The 16,242-nt window shown below is 67.2% G+C and carries 17 protein-coding genes; 7 read left to right on the top strand and 10 right to left on the bottom strand.

The window, feature by feature from the left end; genetic code table 11:
* Positions 1-66 precede the first annotated feature (66 nt).
* A complete protein-coding gene (gene hmgA, locus QP552_RS19270) occupies positions 67-1,374 on the top strand; it encodes a homogentisate 1,2-dioxygenase (protein ID WP_286074390.1) in 1,308 nt (435 codons plus the stop codon).
* Positions 1,375-1,583: 209 nt separating this feature from the next.
* On the opposite strand, the gene QP552_RS19265 is transcribed toward hmgA, so the two are convergent.
* Entirely contained in the window at positions 1,584-2,123 is a 540-nt protein-coding gene (locus QP552_RS19265) for a hypothetical protein (RefSeq protein WP_286074389.1), read from the bottom strand.
* A gap of 125 nt (positions 2,124-2,248) precedes the next feature.
* Here QP552_RS19265 and QP552_RS19260 point away from each other — a divergent pair, with 125 nt between their 5' ends.
* Complete coding sequence (locus tag QP552_RS19260) at positions 2,249-2,875, top strand: hypothetical protein (protein ID WP_286074387.1); 627 nt, start codon at positions 2,249-2,251, stop codon at positions 2,873-2,875.
* A gap of 75 nt (positions 2,876-2,950) precedes the next feature.
* The gene (locus tag QP552_RS19255; RefSeq protein ID WP_286074385.1) at positions 2,951-3,916 is read left to right on the top strand and encodes a sodium:calcium antiporter; all 966 of its coding nucleotides are present in this window, start codon (positions 2,951-2,953) and stop codon (positions 3,914-3,916) included.
* A gap of 66 nt (positions 3,917-3,982) precedes the next feature.
* Here QP552_RS19255 and QP552_RS19250 read toward each other — a convergent pair whose 3' ends face one another.
* The 8 genes from QP552_RS19250 to QP552_RS19215 all read right to left on the bottom strand — a co-directional run bounded on the left by QP552_RS19250 (position 3,983) and on the right by QP552_RS19215 (position 12,099).
* Entirely contained in the window at positions 3,983-4,375 is a 393-nt protein-coding gene (locus QP552_RS19250; protein ID WP_106551319.1) for a Na+/H+ antiporter subunit G, read from the bottom strand.
* On the bottom strand, positions 4,372-4,656 hold the full coding sequence (locus tag QP552_RS19245) for a K+/H+ antiporter subunit F (RefSeq protein WP_005411334.1): 285 nt from the start codon (positions 4,654-4,656) through the stop codon (positions 4,372-4,374). The genes QP552_RS19250 and QP552_RS19245 overlap by 4 nt, the downstream gene beginning before the upstream one ends.
* Positions 4,653-5,159: a Na+/H+ antiporter subunit E gene (locus tag QP552_RS19240; protein WP_106551318.1), complete on the bottom strand. Its 507-nt coding sequence runs from the start codon at positions 5,157-5,159 to the stop codon at positions 4,653-4,655. Before QP552_RS19240 ends, QP552_RS19245 begins: the two co-directional genes overlap by 4 nt.
* Positions 5,156-6,691: a monovalent cation/H+ antiporter subunit D gene (locus QP552_RS19235; RefSeq protein ID WP_111113273.1), complete on the bottom strand. Its 1,536-nt coding sequence runs from the start codon at positions 6,689-6,691 to the stop codon at positions 5,156-5,158. Before QP552_RS19235 ends, QP552_RS19240 begins: the two co-directional genes overlap by 4 nt.
* Positions 6,688-7,080, bottom strand: a complete 393-nt coding sequence (locus QP552_RS19230; protein WP_049428077.1) for a Na+/H+ antiporter subunit C — start codon at positions 7,078-7,080, stop codon at positions 6,688-6,690. Before QP552_RS19230 ends, QP552_RS19235 begins: the two co-directional genes overlap by 4 nt.
* Positions 7,080-9,911: a monovalent cation/H+ antiporter subunit A gene (locus QP552_RS19225; protein ID WP_286074383.1), complete on the bottom strand. Its 2,832-nt coding sequence runs from the start codon at positions 9,909-9,911 to the stop codon at positions 7,080-7,082. The genes QP552_RS19230 and QP552_RS19225 overlap by 1 nt, the downstream gene beginning before the upstream one ends.
* Positions 9,912-10,244: 333 nt before the next feature.
* Entirely contained in the window at positions 10,245-10,730 is a 486-nt protein-coding gene (locus QP552_RS19220) for an Mpo1-like protein (protein ID WP_286074382.1), read from the bottom strand.
* A gap of 442 nt (positions 10,731-11,172) precedes the next feature.
* Positions 11,173-12,099 (bottom strand): phosphoribosylaminoimidazolesuccinocarboxamide synthase, encoded by a 927-nt coding sequence (locus QP552_RS19215; protein ID WP_029379835.1) that lies wholly within the window; start codon positions 12,097-12,099, stop codon positions 11,173-11,175.
* 141 nt (positions 12,100-12,240) lie between these two features.
* On the opposite strand from QP552_RS19215, the gene QP552_RS19210 reads away from it, so the two are divergent.
* The 4 genes from QP552_RS19210 (at position 12,241) to yegS (ending at position 14,984) form a co-directional block, all read left to right on the top strand.
* Positions 12,241-12,570 carry a DnaJ domain-containing protein gene (locus QP552_RS19210; RefSeq protein ID WP_005411327.1) on the top strand — a complete coding sequence of 110 codons (330 nt, stop codon included), beginning with the start codon at positions 12,241-12,243 and terminating at the stop codon, positions 12,568-12,570.
* Positions 12,571-12,627: 57 nt separating this feature from the next.
* Positions 12,628-13,305: a ribulose-phosphate 3-epimerase gene (gene rpe, locus QP552_RS19205; RefSeq protein WP_010482664.1), complete on the top strand. Its 678-nt coding sequence runs from the start codon at positions 12,628-12,630 to the stop codon at positions 13,303-13,305.
* A 12-nt stretch (positions 13,306-13,317) separates the two neighbouring features.
* Positions 13,318-13,800 (top strand): GNAT family N-acetyltransferase, encoded by a 483-nt coding sequence (locus QP552_RS19200; RefSeq protein WP_065178874.1) that lies wholly within the window; start codon positions 13,318-13,320, stop codon positions 13,798-13,800.
* A 248-nt stretch (positions 13,801-14,048) separates the two neighbouring features.
* Entirely contained in the window at positions 14,049-14,984 is a 936-nt protein-coding gene (gene yegS / locus QP552_RS19195) for a lipid kinase YegS (RefSeq protein ID WP_286074379.1), read from the top strand.
* A 48-nt stretch (positions 14,985-15,032) separates the two neighbouring features.
* Here yegS and QP552_RS19190 read toward each other — a convergent pair whose 3' ends face one another.
* A complete protein-coding gene (locus QP552_RS19190; protein ID WP_286074378.1) occupies positions 15,033-15,977 on the bottom strand; it encodes an IS481 family transposase in 945 nt (314 codons plus the stop codon).
* Between the last annotated feature and the right edge of the window lie 265 nt (positions 15,978-16,242).

The following is a 16,242-nucleotide window of genomic DNA, read 5'->3' as shown; positions in this document are numbered from 1 at the left end:
TCATCTGTAGAGCCGAGCCATGCTCGGCTGCTTTCCGTTCCGGTCTCGCCGTACCCAGGAGCCCTCATGTCCCCCGCCATCACCGCCCGCGGCTACCAGTCCGGCTTCGGCAACGAATTCGCCACGGAGGCCGTCGCCGGTGCGCTGCCGGTCGGGCAGAACTCGCCGCAGAAGGTGGCCCACGGCCTGTACGCCGAACAGCTGACCGGCACCGCCTTCACCGCGCCGCGCGGCAGCAACCGCCGCAGCTGGCTGTACCGGATCCGCCCGGCGGTGACCCATGGCGAGTTCACCCCGTTCGCGCAGTCGCAGCTGCAGTGTGATTTCGGCGGACAGCCGGCCTCGCCGAACCAGCTGCGCTGGAGCCCGCTGCCACTGCCGGAACTGCCGACTGACTTCGTCGAGGGCCTGTACACGATGGGCGGCAACGGCTCGCCCGATGCACACGCGGGTGTTGGCATCCATCTCTACGCCGCCAACCGCGATATGGTCGGCCGCTACTTCTACAACGCCGATGGCGAGCTGCTGATCGTGCCGCAGCTGGGCGCGCTGCGCCTGCTGACCGAGCTGGGCGTGATCGAAATCGAGCCGCAGCAGATCGCGGTGATTCCGCGTGGCGTACGCTTCCGCGTGGAGCTGCCCGATGGCCCGAGCCGCGGCTACATCTGCGAGAACTACGGCGCGCTGCTGAAGCTGCCCGACCTGGGCCCGATCGGCTCCAACGGCCTGGCCAACCCGCGCGACTTCGAGACCCCGCATGCGGCGTTCGAAGATGTCGACGGCGACTTCGAACTGATCGCCAAGTTCGAAGGCCGCCTGTGGCGTGCGCCGATCGACCATTCGCCGCTGGATGTGGTGGCCTGGCACGGCAACTATGCGCCGTACCGCTACGACCTGCGACGCTTCAACACCATCGGCTCGATCAGCTACGACCACCCGGACCCGTCGATCTTCCTGGTGCTGCATTCGCCCAGCGACACGCCGGGCACCAGCAACATGGACTTCGCGATCTTCCCGCCGCGCTGGCTGGTGGCGCAGAACACGTTCCGCCCGCCGTGGTTCCACCGCAACATCGCCAGCGAGTTCATGGGCCTGGTGCATGGCGCGTACGATGCCAAGGCCGAAGGCTTCGTGCCCGGAGGTGCATCGCTGCACAACTGCATGAGCGGCCACGGCCCGGATGCACCGACCTTCGACAAGGCGTCCAATGCCGATCTGTCCAAGGCCGATGTGATCAAGGACACGATGGCCTTCATGTTCGAGACCCGCGGGGTGATCCGCCCGACCGCACAGGCGCTGGCTGCCGGCCATCGCCAGAGCGATTACCAGCAGTGCTGGAACGGGCTGCGCAACAATTTCCGGTCAACCCGCTAGCTTGGTGGATGCCGACCTTGGTCGGCACGGATCCTGACCGCATCCACGCATGGCGTGGATCTACCGGTCGCCGCTCCCGGTGGGTGCCGACCGTTGGTCGGCACGGGCGCTGACCGCATCCACGCATGGCGTGGATCTACCGAAAGGCGGTCGGGATATGAAGCAGTAGATCCACGCCATGCGTGGATGATTGCCGCCGTATCCTACGCTTACGCCACCTCGGCGAACGCGTCGCAATGCTCCAATGGCAATGCCTCCAGCAGGCGCTGCCGCACGCGCTGGCAATAGCCATCCGAAGTCAGCGCGGGCAGCAACTGCATTGCCGACTGCAGCCGCTGCAGTACCTCATCCTCCGCACGCGCCTGCTGCAGGTCACGGAACAGCGCCGCTGCCTGTGGATGCCGCTGCATTTCCAGGATGCCCAGCACGTAGATGCGCGCCGCTACCAGCGAGCGGCGACGTTCGACCGGCGTGGCGGTGGTGGTCGCTGGCACCTTCACCGGTGCCGAATTGGCCGGTTCTGCAACGGCGTGAAGGGGCGCCGCCACCGTTGCCGTGCCGGTCGCAAGATAGCCCGCCTGCACCAGTTGGATCACCATCGCCGGGGCCTCCTGGCCGAGCAGGCCGGTCAGGTCGGCAACAGTGCGCTGGCCGTCGCACAGGATCAGCAGCCGTCGCTGGCGCATGTCCAGCGGCGCGCGGTGGGCCTGCAGCGCGGTTCGGGCGAGATCGGTCTTGCGCGGTTGCATGGAAGGGACAGCCAAGTCGGTGCACGCCGAGCCTGAACGAGGGCGATGAAACGGCGATGACAATGCAGCGCCTGCACGCTCATTGCGCTAGCGTGCAGCCACCTTCGTGCCAAGGAACCGCACCGATGAAGCATCTTCCGATTGCCGGTCTGTTGTTGCTGTCACTTGCCGCTTGCAACCGCACCGCCGAGGCGCCCGCCGTGGTTGATGCGACTCCCTCACCTGCCGCTCCTGCTCCTGCCGCTCCTGCTCCTGCCGTGCCTGCACCGGCCGCAGAACAGGGCCCGGCGCGCCTGGACGGCTTCGCTGGCGCAAAGCTGGGTGCCGGCATCGCCGAGGTCCGCACCGGCTTCGGCACGCCGCTGCAGGGGCTGGGCACTGACGCGGCCGGCAAGCCACTGCCGGCCGACGACAGCAGCGACGAGTGCTATTACCTGCACCCGCAGGGGGCCGAGGACCCGCGCCTGATGATCGAGGGCCGCAAGCTGGTGCGCTACGAAGTGACCAGCACCGGCATTGTCGCCCCGGGCGGCGGCAAGGTCGGCATGACCCTGGGTGAACTGCAGCTGCTGTATCCCGAGCGCGCCGACGTCGGTCCCGACAAGTACGACGACAAGGCCCAGCACCTGCGCGTGCGCCCGGCACAGGACGGCGCGGCCATCATCGACTTCTCGCTGTCCCGCGACGGCAAGGTTGACGGATGGCGGGTCGGCCAGACCCCGCAGGTGGACTACGTGGAAGGCTGCCTGTGACCACCGCAAGCGTGGCTCACCCGCAACGGGTGGGCCACGCGTAGAATCGCGCCACGACCGCTGGGGGAGTGCTCGATGATCGCCATTGCCATTGCCTGGTTCCTGCTTGGCCTGCTGCTGCTGGCGCTGGGCGGGGACTCCATCGTCAAGGCTGTGTCCGGCCTGGCCCAGCGCTTCGGGGCCAGCCCGTTCACCGCCGGCCTGCTGCTGCTCGGGGTGACCACCTCGTTGCCGGAACTGGCAGTCAACGCGCGCGCGCTGGCGGTGGGCCAACCGGAGCTGGCACTGGGTAATGCGGTGGGCAGCAGCATCGTCAACCTGGGCTTGACCCTGGCGGTGGCAGCCATCGCCGCACCGCTGCTGCTGCGCGCGCGCCTGCAGACGGTGCTGTGGTGGTCGCTGCTGGCGGCTGGCGTACTGCTGATCCTGTTCGGCCTGGATGGCCGTCTGGTGCGTTGGGAAGGTGGCGTGCTGGTGGCCGGCTTCATCGTGGTGCAGGTGGTGCTGCTGCGCCGTGGCCGCAGCGAAGGCGCGGAGGTGCAGGCAGCCATTGCCGAATCCGCGCTGAGCCGCACGAGCCTGCCGTTGAACGTGCTGCGCGTGCTGATTGCCGCGTTGACGCTGTACTGGGGCGCGCGCCTGGTGGTGGGCGCCGCCGCGGACTTCGGCGTAGCCCTGGGCTGGACGCCCCTGCTGGTCGGCCTGCTGCCGGTGGCGATCGGCACCGCACTGCCGGAGGTGGCCACCGCCATCGCCGCCGCGCGTCGCGGGCATGGCGACATGGTGCTGGGCCACGTGCTGGGTTCCAGCGTGGTGAATCTGCTGCTGGTGATTGGTGCGATGGCAGTGCTGCAGCCGCTGGCGTTGCCGGCCTCGTTCGTGCGCCTGGAGCTGCCTGCGCTGCTGGCGTTCGCGCTGGTGCTGTACCCGATGCTGCGTGGCGACCTGAAGGTCAGCCGCGGTGAAGGCGCGATCCTGCTGGTCGCGTTCGTCGGCTGGTTCGTGCTGGAAATGCTGCTGGTGGGCGCCCCGGCCATGTAGATCCACGCCATGCGTGGATGCGGTTGGTGCCGTGCCGACCAACGGTCGGCACCCACCCGTACAGGGTTACCGGCCCTGCGCGTGCTCTTCTTCCTCGCGCACCGGTTCCGGCGGAGGCATCTGTTCTTCAGCAGCCGGCTCGTTGCCGGGCAGGCTGGGACGGGTTTCCATCAGCAGCGACAGCGCGGCCTTGGCCATCATGTGCGCGCTGATCGGTGCGGTGATGAACAGGAACACGGTGATCAGCAGCTCGCGCGGCTGCGGGTCCTGGCCCAGGAAGATGTGGTAGCAGACCGAGCACACCAGCACGCAGCCCACGCCCAGCGTGCTGGCCTTGGTCGGTGCGTGCAGGCGCTTGAAGAAGGTGGACAGCTTCACCAGGCCCAGTGCGCCGACCAGGATGAAGAAGCAGCCGAACAGCAGCAGGATCGACAGGCCGATCTGGATCGCGGTGATCATTCGACGATGTCCCGGCGGAGCACGAACTTGCTCAGCACCACGGTGCTGCCGAAGCCGAGCATGGCGATGATCAGCGCCGCCTCGAAGTAGATCGGCGAGTTGAGGTACATGCCGAACAGCATCAGCTCGGCGATCGCGGTCACCGACAGGGTGTCCAGCGCGAGGATGCGGTCGGGCACGGTCGGCCCGCGCAGCAGGCGCCAGGTGGCCAGCAGCATCGCCAGGCCGACCACGTGCATGCACACCACCAGCGTGGTCTGGATGACTTCAAAACCGGTCATGGGAAGATCTCCATCAACGGCGCCTCGTAACGGCGCTTGATCGTATCGATCAGGTCCTGCGGGTCCTCCAGGTGCAGCACGTGCACAAGCAGGTACTTGCGGTCGTCACTGAGCGCGGCCGAGACCGTGCCCGGAGTCAGCGTGATCATGCTGGTCAGCGCCGCGATGCCGTGGATGTTGGCGATGTCCAGCGGCAGCCAGATGAAACCCGGGTGGATGTTCTTTTCCGGGCCCAGCACCTGCAGGGCGACGCGGATGTTGGACATCAGGATGTCCCACAGGGTCACGCACAGCAGCTTGGGTAGCGGCCGCAACGTGCCGATGCGGGCGAACTCGCGGTCCAGGCGTGCGGCGAACAGCGGCACCACCACGCCCAGCAGCAGGCCCAGCACGATCTGGCCGAGCGTGAAGCTGTCGGACATCAACAGCCAGAACGCCACCACCATGATGCTGAGCATCGGCGAGGGAATGATGCGGCGGAACAGGGAGCGCTGGGCGGTCATGGCTGGCGGATCTCCGGCGTGGTCGCGCGCAGCTGCTGCACGTACTCACTGGGGTGCAGCAGCTGTGCGGCTGTGGCGTCGGTGTAGCGCATCAGCGGGGCGGCGGCCAGGGTCATGCCGATGCCGTAGCCCAGCAGGATGCAGGCGGCGTACAACTCGACCCGGCGCAGGCGTGCCTTGCGCGGCTTCGGTGCCTCCGGATCGACCGGCGGCACGCGCCAGAACAGGCGGATGCCGCCGCGGGTCAGGCCCATGATCACCAGCAGGCTGCTGACCAGCACCGCGGTCCAGACCGGGCCGATGTACTGCGCAGGCATGCCGGCCAGCAGGGCGGCCTTGGCCAGGAAGCCGGACAGCGGCGGCAGGCCGGCCACCGATACCGCGCCGATCAGGAACAGCACCGCCGGCGTTTCCTTGCCCGGCATCGGCGCGACGACTTCCTTGCGGTCACTGGCGCCGCCGCGGCGGCGACGGATCAGGTCGGCGATCAGGAACAGCGCGGCAGCGACAAAGCTGCTGTGCGGCAGGTAGTACAGGCCGGCCGAGAGAACCTGCGGGGTGCCGACCGAGAAGGCGATGAACAGCGTGGCCGCCGAGACGATCACCAGGTACGAGATCAGCACGCGCAGGCGGGTCGCGGCCAGCGCACCGAGGCCACCGAGGACCAGCGTCGCCACGCCAGCCCACAGCAGCCAGTCACGGCCATAGCCGGCCATCGCGCCGGCATCGTCGCCGAACCACAGCATCTGGATGCGCAGCACCGAGTACAGGCCGACCTTGGTCATGATCGCGAACAGCGCGGCCACCGCCGCCGGTGCGCGCGAATAGGCTTCCGGCAGCCACAGGTACAGCGGCATCAGTGCGGCCTTGGCGCAGAACACCAGCAGCAACAGGCCCATCGTCGCCTTCACCAAGGTCAGCTGCGCCGGTGGCACCTCGGCGATGCGCTGCGACAGCTCGGCCATGTTCAACGAACCCAGCGAGGCGTACAGCAGGCCCAGCGCGATCAGGAACAGGGTCGAGGCGGTGACGTTGAACACCACGTAGTGCAGGCCGATGCGCATGCGCAGGCCGCGGCCACCGCTGAGCAGCAGGCCGTAGGAGGCGATCAGCATCACCTCGAAGAACACGAACAGGTTGAAGATGTCGCCGGTGAGGAACGCGCCGTTCAGGCCGACCAGCTGGAACTGGAACAGCGCATGGAAATGCGGCGCGCGGCGGTCCCAGCCTGAGCAGGCATGCAGCAGGCAGGGAATGGCCAGCAGCAGGGTGGTCAGCAGCATCCACGCCGACAGCCGGTCGGCCACCAGCGCGATGCCCAGCCGCGACGGCCAGTCGCCGAGCAGGTAGACGTTGATGTCACCGCTGGCGGTGGTGGCGAACAGCAGGCCCACCGCCAGCGCCAGCGCCGACAGCGAGGTCCACGCCACCGCGCGCTGCACCTTGGGGCCGTAGCGGCGATGTTCGACGAACAGCGACAGCGCGGCGCCGAGCAGGGGAATCAGGATCGGCAGGATCACCAGATGGTTCATGCGCGGTCCTCGCCCTGGCGCGGCGGCACGCTCTCATCCTGCAGGTCGTCGTCGGGCTCGTGGGCGTCCACGTGGTCGCTGTGGTTGTCGCTGCGGCTGCGCATGGCCAGCACGATGCTCACCGCGGTCATCGCGAAGGCGATCACGATCGCGGTCAGCACCAGCGCCTGCGGCAACGGGTCGGTGTAGTTGCCGAGGTGGCTGTCCACGCCTTCCTGCAGCACCGGCGCCTTGCCCAGCACCACGCGGCCACCGGCGAAGATCAGCAGGTTGGTGGCGTAGGACAGGAAGGTCATGCCGAGGATGACGTCGAAGCTGCGCGCACGCAGCAGCAGGTAGATGCCGATGGCGGTCAGCACGCCGATCGCGGTAGCCAGGGCCAGTTCCATCAGTGCATCTCCCCGGTGCGGGCCGAACGGCGTTGCAGGTCGATCTCACCCTTGCGGGCGGTGCGGGTACGCGAGGGCTTGATCGTGCCCATCATCGACAGCATCAGCATGGCGCCGCCGAACACCACCAGATAGACGCCGATGTCGAAGCCGATCGCGCTGGCCAGCGGCACCTCGCCGATCAGCGGCAGGTGCAGGTCGAGGTGGCCACTGGTCAGGAACGGTACGCCGAACAGCATCGAGGCGCTGCCGCTGAGCAGGGCGATCAGCAGGCCCATGCCGATGCAGCGGATGTAGTCGAAGCCGAAGCGCGATTCCACCGAGGCAGTGCCCTGGATCACGTACTGGATCAGCAGCGGCACCGCCAGCACCAGGCCGGCGATGAATCCACCACCGGGTGCGTTGTGGCCGCGCAGGAACAGGAAGATCGACACGGTCAGCGTCAGCGGGAACATGATCTGCGCCAGGTCGGCCGGCACCGGCAGCTTGATCGGCGGGCCGGGCATGATCTGCTCCGGGGCCATCCGCGTGCGCCGCAGCAGCGCATGCACCACCAGCGCGGCGATGCCGAACACGGTGATCTCGCCGAAGGTATCGAAGCCGCGGAAGTCGACCAGGATCACGTTGACCACGTTCTGGCCGTACGCCTCGGGCAGGGCACGGGCGAGCAGTTCGCCGGCCATGGTGTTCGGCGGCAGCGTCATCGCCGAATAGGCCAGCGCACCGAGGCCGGCACCGGCGATGATCGCGATCACCGCGTCGCGGCGCTTGCGCCAGCGCGGCCGCTCCGGCCCGGACTGCGCGGGCAGGTAGTTCATGCCCAGCAGCATCAGCACCAGGGTGACCATCTCGACCAGCAGCTGGGTCAGCGCCAGGTCGGGTGCGGACAGGAACACGAAGGTCAGCGCCACCATCAGGCCGACGCCGCCGACCAGCAGTACCGCCAGCAGGCGCTGCTTGTAGACGCGCAGGGTGGCGACCGCACAGGCCATCATCACCAGCCACAGCGCCCAGCCCAGCAGCGGGATCGGCTGCGGCTTGGTCCAGTTCGGCGAGGCCGGGTTGGCGATGTAGGGCGCGGCGGCCACGGTGATGGCCACCAGCACCAGGCCCAGCAGCATGCGCTGCAGGCTGCCATTGGCGATGCCGTTGGTCAGGCGCATGGCCAGCGCGGAAATCGCATCCAGCTGCGCGTGGAAGACGTTGCGGCCGGTGGTGCGGGTTTCCACCGCGTGCAGGTTGATCAGCCTGCGCAGGCCGAAGTACAGCGCCACGCCGCCGACCACGCCGATCGCGCTCATCGCCAGGGGCAGGTTGAAGCCGTGCCACACCGCCAGGCTGTACTCGGGCATGGCGTTGCCGAGGATCGAGGCAGCAGCGGCATGCAGCACCGGCGCCACCGTCAGTGCCGGCGCCACGCCCACTGCGATGCAGATCACCACCAGCAGTTCCACCGGCACCTTCATCCAGCGCGGCGGCTCGTGCGGCACGCGGTCCAGGTCATGCGGGCCAGGGCCGAAGAAGGTGTCGTGCACGAAGCGCAGGCTGTAGGCCACGCCGAATACGCCGGCCAGCAGCGCGGCGATCGACACCGCGGTGCGCATCGCGCCCGGGCCGCCACCGGCGGTCAGTGCCTCGGCGAACAGCATTTCCTTGGACAGGAAGCCGTTGAGCAGCGGAATGCCGGCCATCGCCAGCGAGGCGATGATCGCCAGCGCACTGGTGAACGGCATCAGCCTGCGCAGGCCGCCCAGCTTGCGCATGTCGCGGGTGCCGGTCTCGTGGTCGATGATGCCGGCGGCCATGAACAGCGAGGCCTTGAAGGTGGCGTGGTTGAGGATGTGGAACACGCCGGCCACCACCGCCATCGGTGTGGACAGGCCGAACAGCAGGGTGATCAGGCCCAGGTGCGAGATCGTCGAATAGGCCAGCAGGCCTTTCAGGTCGTGCTGGAAGATCGCGTTCCAGGCGCCGATCAACAGGGTGATCGCACCGATGCCGCTGACCGTGTAGAAGAACAGGTCGCTGCCGGCCAGCGCCGGATGCAGGCGCGCCAGCAGGAACACGCCGGCCTTCACCATGGTGGCCGAGTGCAGGTAGGCCGAGACCGGGGTGGGCGCGGCCATCGCGTGCGGCAGCCAGAAGTGGAACGGGAACTGGGCGCTCTTGGTGAAGATGCCGGCCAGCACCAGGAACAGGGCATACGGATACAGCGCGCTGGCGCGGATCTGCTCGCCGGCGGCCAGCACCACATCCAGGTCGAAGCTGCCGACGATGCGACCGATCAGCAGCACGCCACCGAGCAGGGCCAGGCCGCCGCCACCAGTGATCACCAGCGCCATGCGCGCGCCTTCGCGGGCGTCCTGGCGGTGCGACCAGAAACCGATCAGCAGGAACGAGCTGATGCTGGTCATTTCCCAGAAGATCATCAGCAACAGCAGGTTGCCCGACAGCACCATGCCCAGCATGGCGCCCATGAACAGCAGCAGGTAACAGTAGAAGCGGTGAGCGTTGTCCTGCTGGCTCAGGTAGTAGCGCGCATACAGCACCACCAGCGCGCCGATGCCCAGCACCAGCCCGGCGAACATCCAGGCCAGCCCGTCCAGGCGCAGGGTGAAGTCCAGCCCGATCTGCGGCAACCAGGGCACCAGGGTGCGGACCACCTGGCCATCAAGTACAGCGGGCGTCAGCCAGCCGAGGATGGCCAATCCGCCCAACGGCGCCAGCGCCGCCAGCCAGGCAGCAGTCGAGCGCGAACTACGGGGGAAGGCCGCAACGGCCGCTGCCATCAGGAACGGCAGGGCCAGCAGCAGGGGCAGGCTGGGGAGCATGCAGGGAATCCATGATTCACGAGCAGGTCAGGGAGGATAACAGGCTGCGAAATGTCGCCGAAACCCATCGAACAGCGATCAATTGCATGTAACGTCCGCTGATTCATTTTTTCTGCGGCGCAGCATCACGTTCCTGTGGTCCCTCCCCGGTTGCCCTCGGAGGACACCCTGCACCCACGCAGGGAGACCGCAGGCCCTGTCGCACAGGGGCTGCCGTCGACGGGCGGGCGATGGGGAGCGGATCACCGGCGCAGGCTGGCAGGGCTGCCGTGGAGTGCGGGTGACGGGATCTGCCCGTTCAGGAAACGACGGCCGTTGTCGGCTGCCGGCGTGTCAGTAGCGCCAGTCGAGCTTGCGGTAGAACTTGGCCATCACCCACGCCGGGCCGATCAGCAGGTAGGTCAGGTCGGTCAGGAAGCTGGGCTTGCGGCCCTCGAACTTGTGGCCGATGAACTGCGCGATCCAGGCCACCACGAACACGCCCACCGCCAGCCAGCGCAAGGTCTGCAGGCCGATCTCGGCCTCCAGCAGGCGGCACAGGCAGCCGAACACGAAGAACTGGATGAGCATGCCGATGCCCAGCGGGCGCGACAGCTTGTTGTAAAAGCACCAGGCGCTGAACATCGCGAACGCCGACCAGATGCCGTACTGGAACCAGGTGATCAGCGGCGGCAGGCACCACAGCAGGGCCACCACCGACCACAGGATCGCCGGTACCGCCACCACGTGGATGCGCTGGTTGATCACATTGCGGTGGTCGTCGGAGTAGCTGGCGAAATAGCGGTCGATCGGCCGCGCAAGCTCGGTGGAGGTCTGCATGCGGCCAGCATACTCCCGCCGGGGCTAGGCGGTGAGGGGCGTCGAATGGCTGGCGCCGACGAGTGGGGCCGACGGGTGGGGTCGATGAGGTGCGGCCGACCAGGTGGGCCGATGGGTGGGACCGATGGGGCGGGGCCGATGGGTGGGACCGATGGGTGGGACCGATGGGGCGGGGCTGACGGGTGGGGCTGACGGGTGGGGCTGACGGGGTGGGGCCGATGGGTGGGACCGACCGGGTAGAGTCGACTGTTAGTCGACTACCGCGCGCAGCGCGGGGATTTTCGCCGTCGGAACGAAGAGCAGTCGACTAACAGTCGACTCTACCCAGTCGACCGTATCGCGGCCGATTTCATCCCAGTCGAACGCATCCCAACCGATGCACCCCGTCGGCGGCCGCACCTTCAGAACGCCCCCAGCCTTTCCGGCCGGGGGCGCAGGCGGATCAATCGACGCTGATCCCGGCCAGGCGCTGCAGCGCCTCGGCGTACTTGGCGCGGGTGCGCTCGATGATCTCGGCCGGGATGGTCGGGCCCGGGGCGGTCTTGCCCCAGTCCAGCGTCTCCAGGTAGTCGCGCACGAACTGCTTGTCGTAGCTCGGCGGGCTGGTGCCCACTTCGTACTCGTCGGCCGGCCAGTAACGCGAGGAATCCGGCGTCAGCATCTCGTCCATGATGTACAGGCGGCCATCGGCGTCGGTACCGAACTCGAACTTGGTATCGGCCAGGATGATGCCGCGCTCGCGGGCGTAGTCGGCGGCGAACTTGTAGATGCGCAGGGTGGCATCGCGCACGCGCTCGGCCAGATCGGCACCGACCTGCTTCACCATCGCATCGAAATCGATGTTCTCGTCATGGTCGCCGACGGCGGCCTTGGTCGAGGGGGTGAAGATCGGCTCCGGCAGCTGCTCGGCCTGGCGCAGGCCATCGGGCAGGTCGATGCCGCTGACCTTGCCGGTGCGCTGGTAGTCCTTCCAGCCGCTGCCGATCAGGTAGCCGCGGGCGATCGCTTCCACCGGCACCGGCTTCAGCTTGCGGGTGACCACCGCGCGCTTGGCATACAGGGCCGGGTCCACGCCTTCGGGCAGCACGCTGGCCACGTCGATGCCGGTCAGGTGGTTGGGCATCAGGTGCGCGGTCTTGGCGAACCAGAAGTTGGACACCTGGCAGAGCATCTCGCCCTTGCCAGGAATCGGGTCGGGCAGCACCACGTCGAACGCCGACAGGCGATCGGTGGCGACCATCAACAGGTAGTCGCCCGGCGGGGTCCCTGCGGGCAGCCGCTCGCGCGGGATATCGAACACATCACGCACCTTGCCGCGATGGCGCAAGGGCAGGCCGGGGAGATCGGATTGCAACAGCGTGGTTGGCACGGGCACTCCTGGGGCGTTGTCGATACGGCTGCCCAACGGACCCGGCGGGCCCGCTGACCAGCGGGCGGCCTAGTGTAAAGCCGTCCGGGCCCGCTGTGACGTAAAATGAGCGTCCATTTCGTCGGCCGCCCCCGGAGCGACATGCGCTGGTACGGAAAACTGCTCGGATTCATCGCCGGCGCCCTGCTGTTCCGGCCCAATCCGCTGTTTGGCGCGGTGGTCGGCCTGTTGATCGGCCATGCCTTCGACTCGGACTGGTTCCGCCTGAACAAGGAGAACCCGTACCGGGAGCTGGGGCTGACCTCGGAGGCCACCGATGCCGAGGTCGAGCGCGCCTACCGCAAGCTGATTTCCCAGTACCACCCCGACAAGCTGGGCGGTGCCGCCCCCGAGCTGCAGCAGCAGGCCGAGCAGAAGTCGCGGCGGATCAACGCCGCCTACGACCGCATCAAGACCCTGCGCAAGCGCTGACCCCTGAGCCCCGCCTGCGGGCGGGAGAACCTTTTCCCCGTTCCGAAGGCCCCGGCCATGTCCAACTGCCTCATCGCCCCGTCCATTCTCTCCGCCAACTTCGCCCGTCTCGGCGAGGAAGTCGACAACGTCCTCGCCGCTGGCGCCGACTGGGTCCACTTCGATGTGATGGACAACCACTACGTGCCGAACCTGACCATCGGCCCGATGGTCTGCCAGGCCCTGCGCAAGCACGGCGTGACCGCGCCGATCGACGTGCACCTGATGGTCGAGCCGGTGGACCGCATCATTCCCGATTTCGCCGAGGCCGGTGCCACCTACATCAGCTTCCACCCGGAGGCCAGCCGCCACGTGCACCGCACCATCCAGCTGATTCGTTCGCTGGGCTGCAAGCCGGGCATCGTGCTCAACCCGGCCACCCCGGTGGACATCCTCGACTGGGTGCTGGATGACCTGGACCTGGTGCTGCTGATGTCGGTCAACCCGGGCTTCGGCGGCCAGGCGTTCATCCCATCGGCGCTGGACAAGCTGCGCGTGGTGCGCAAGATGATCGATGCCAGCGGCAAGGACATCCGCCTGGAGATCGACGGTGGCGTGAAGGCCGACAACATCGGCGAGATCGCCGCCGCCGGCGCTGACACCTTCGTCGCCGGCTCGGCCATCTTCAACGCCAAGACCAGCTACCAGGACGTGATCGCGCAGATGCGCGCGAACGTTGCTGCGGCAAGGGGCTGAGCCATGGGTACGGTGGCCGTGTTGAACATCCGTCCGGCCACCGTGGCCGATGCCGGCCTGATCCTGCATTTCATCCGCGAGCTGGCCATCTACGAGAAGGCCGAGCATTCGGTGCAGACCGACGAGATCGGTATTGCCGAAAGCCTGTTCGGCGCCGATGCGACCGCACGCGCGTTGATCTGCGAAGCCGACGGCGAGGCCATCGGTTATGCGGTGTATTTCTACAACTACTCCACCTGGCTGGGCCGCAAGGGCATCTACCTGGAAGACCTCTACGTCAGCCAGGAAAAGCGCGGCGCTGGTGCCGGCAAGGCACTGCTGAAGTACATCGCGCGCCAGGCCGTGGCCGAGGGCTGCGGCCGCTTCGAATGGTCGGTGCTGGACTGGAACACTCCGGCCATCGAGTTCTATACCGCTGCAGGTGCGAAGCCGCAGGACGAGTGGACCGTGTACCGGTTGCAGGGCCAGGCGCTGCACGATTTCGCCAACGGTTGAGGTGTGTGGTGGGGCAAACCCAACCCGGTGGGTGCGAACCTTGGTTCGCACTCCCTGCGGACCTCGAAAAAAAAGCCACGCCAATCACTGGCGTGGCCTCGCTGCATGCGTGGGAGGCTGATCCTGCCTCCATCCGTCGTCCCTGCTATGGCCTTCCATTCTCCAGCAGCTGAATGACACCTGCGTGACATTCACCGCGGGCAAACAGCACGTTGCTAGCCTGTGCAACCCCTTCACGGAAGCACCGCATGACCACCCCGCGCTGGCGCCTGATCCTCAACGGCAAATCCGCAGGCAACGATGACCTGCGTGAGGCTGTTGGCCACTGGCGCGGGCAGGGCGTGCAGCTGGAAGTGCGGGTGACCTGGGAGGACGGTGACGCCGAGCGCTACGTGGCCGAGGCGATCGAGCATGGCGTGGACGTGATCGTCGCTGCCGGTGGCGACGGCACGCTCAGCGCGGTGGCCGAGACGCTGGCGCATCGCGAGGAGGCGGCGGACATGCTGCCCTCGCTGGCGCTGATCCCGATGGGGACCGCCAACGATTTCGCCACTGCCGCCGGCATTCCCACCGAACCGAAGGAGGCCTTCGCGTTGATCGGGCAGACCGCGCCGCGTGCCATCGATCTGCTGCGCGTGGACGCCGATGGCACGCCGTGGTGGTGCGCCAATCTCGCCAGCGGTGGCTTCGGCACGCAGGTCACCGTGGAGACCGACGCTGGCCTGAAAAAGATGCTGGGCGGGCTGGCCTATGTGATCACCGGCATCGCCAAGCTCGGCCGCATCGAGCCGATCAACGCACGCCTGTCGGGACCGGATTTCGCGTGGGAAGGCGACTTCATCGCGCTGGGCATCGGCAACGGTCGCCAGGCCGGTGGCGGCCAGCAGCTGTGCCCGCAGGCGCTGATCGACGATGGCCTGCTGGATGTAACGGTGCTGCCGGAGCTGGAAGGCGAAGTCACCGCCACCCTTGGCCAGATGCTGAAGTCCGGCACCCAGGCTGCGCTGGAACAGCTGGCCACGCGCGCGCGGCTGCCGTGGTTGCAGATCGAATCGCAGCGACCGCTGACGCTCAACCTGGACGGTGAACCGGTGCAGGCCCAGCGGTTCCGCATCGAGTGCGTGCCGGGCAGGGTGCGGATGCATCTGCCGGCCGGTTGCCCGCTGCTGGGCGGGCAGGGGTAGCGCCGTTGGGTGATTCGACGGGTAGAGTCGACTGGGTAGAGTCGACTGTTAGTTGTGTAAACCCACCACGTTGTTCAGCAGGACTCTGGAAATAGGTGGCTGACCACCGATCCCCATGTGAGGGCGGTGCCAGTTGTAGTGGTGCAGCCATTGGGTCAGCACGGAATTGCGCTGGTCCGAGGAGGCGTATTCGCGGGCGTAGGCCCATTCACGCAGGCTGGTTTGGATGAAGCGCTCCGCTTTGCCGTTGGTGCGCGGGGTGTACGGTTTGGTCCGCATGTGCTTGATCCCAAGGGACTTAAGTAGCTTGGCGAATGCAGTGGAGCGATAGCACGCCCCGTTGTCGGTCAGAATTCGTTTGAAGGTGATTCCCAGGCTGGCGTAGTACTCCAAGGCACCAAGCAGTGCTTGGCAGGCCGTGTCCTTTTGTTCGTCGGGGTGAACGCTGCTGTAGGCGATGCGGGAGTGATCGTCGATAGCCACGTGCACGTAGCCCCAGCCTCCGCCACCGGCATTTCCTCGGCGCTTGGCGTCGGTTCTATGGCCCGGCCGCTGGAAGTTGCCCAGCTTCTTGATGTCCAGGTGTAGCAGCCCTCCGGGCTGATCGTATTCGTATCGGATGACCTCCTTAGGCGGATCCAGCCGGCACAAACGATTGAGGCCGTGGGCGCGCATCAGCCTGGAAATGGTGCTGTGGCCGATCCCCAAGGCTTTGGAGATGGTCAGATAGGTCTGCCGTTTACGGCGACACTCCTTGATCTGCTCGACCACCGGTGCAGATGTGGCATGTGGTGTCCGGTGAGGGCGTGAGCTGCGGTTTTCCAGTCCTGACACCCCCAATTCCCGGAATCGGGCCAGCCATTTGTAGGCCGTACGCACACTTACGCCGCATGCTTGGGCTGCTTCCTCTGGGCGCAGGCCCTCGTGGAGGATGCGGCGAACAAGAAGTGCTCGACTATGGACGGTCAAACGGGCATTTTTATGGGGGTTCATCCGGGCTCTTTGGGGTCTGGAGAGGTGTGGTAACCACCATTTTCCAAAGATGTCCCGGATGAACAACCTACAGAGAGATCACAGTTAGTCGACTGACGCGCGCAGCGCGGGGTTTTACGCCGTCGGGACGAAGAGCAGTCGACTAACAGTCGACTCTACCGGTCGGCATCCCGGTCGCCGCCACCGGGCCCGTCCCGGTCCCCGCGCCGGTAGTCGCCGCGACCCCGCCGCCGCTCCCGGACGGGCCGCCGCCGCGGTCCGCGAC

This window comes from Stenotrophomonas sp. 59, assembly GCF_030291095.1.
Lineage (GTDB): Bacteria > Pseudomonadota > Gammaproteobacteria > Xanthomonadales > Xanthomonadaceae > Stenotrophomonas > Stenotrophomonas maltophilia_Q.
Note: the sequence above shows the minus strand (reverse complement) of the source record. Positions and strands in the feature narration are given on the sequence as shown.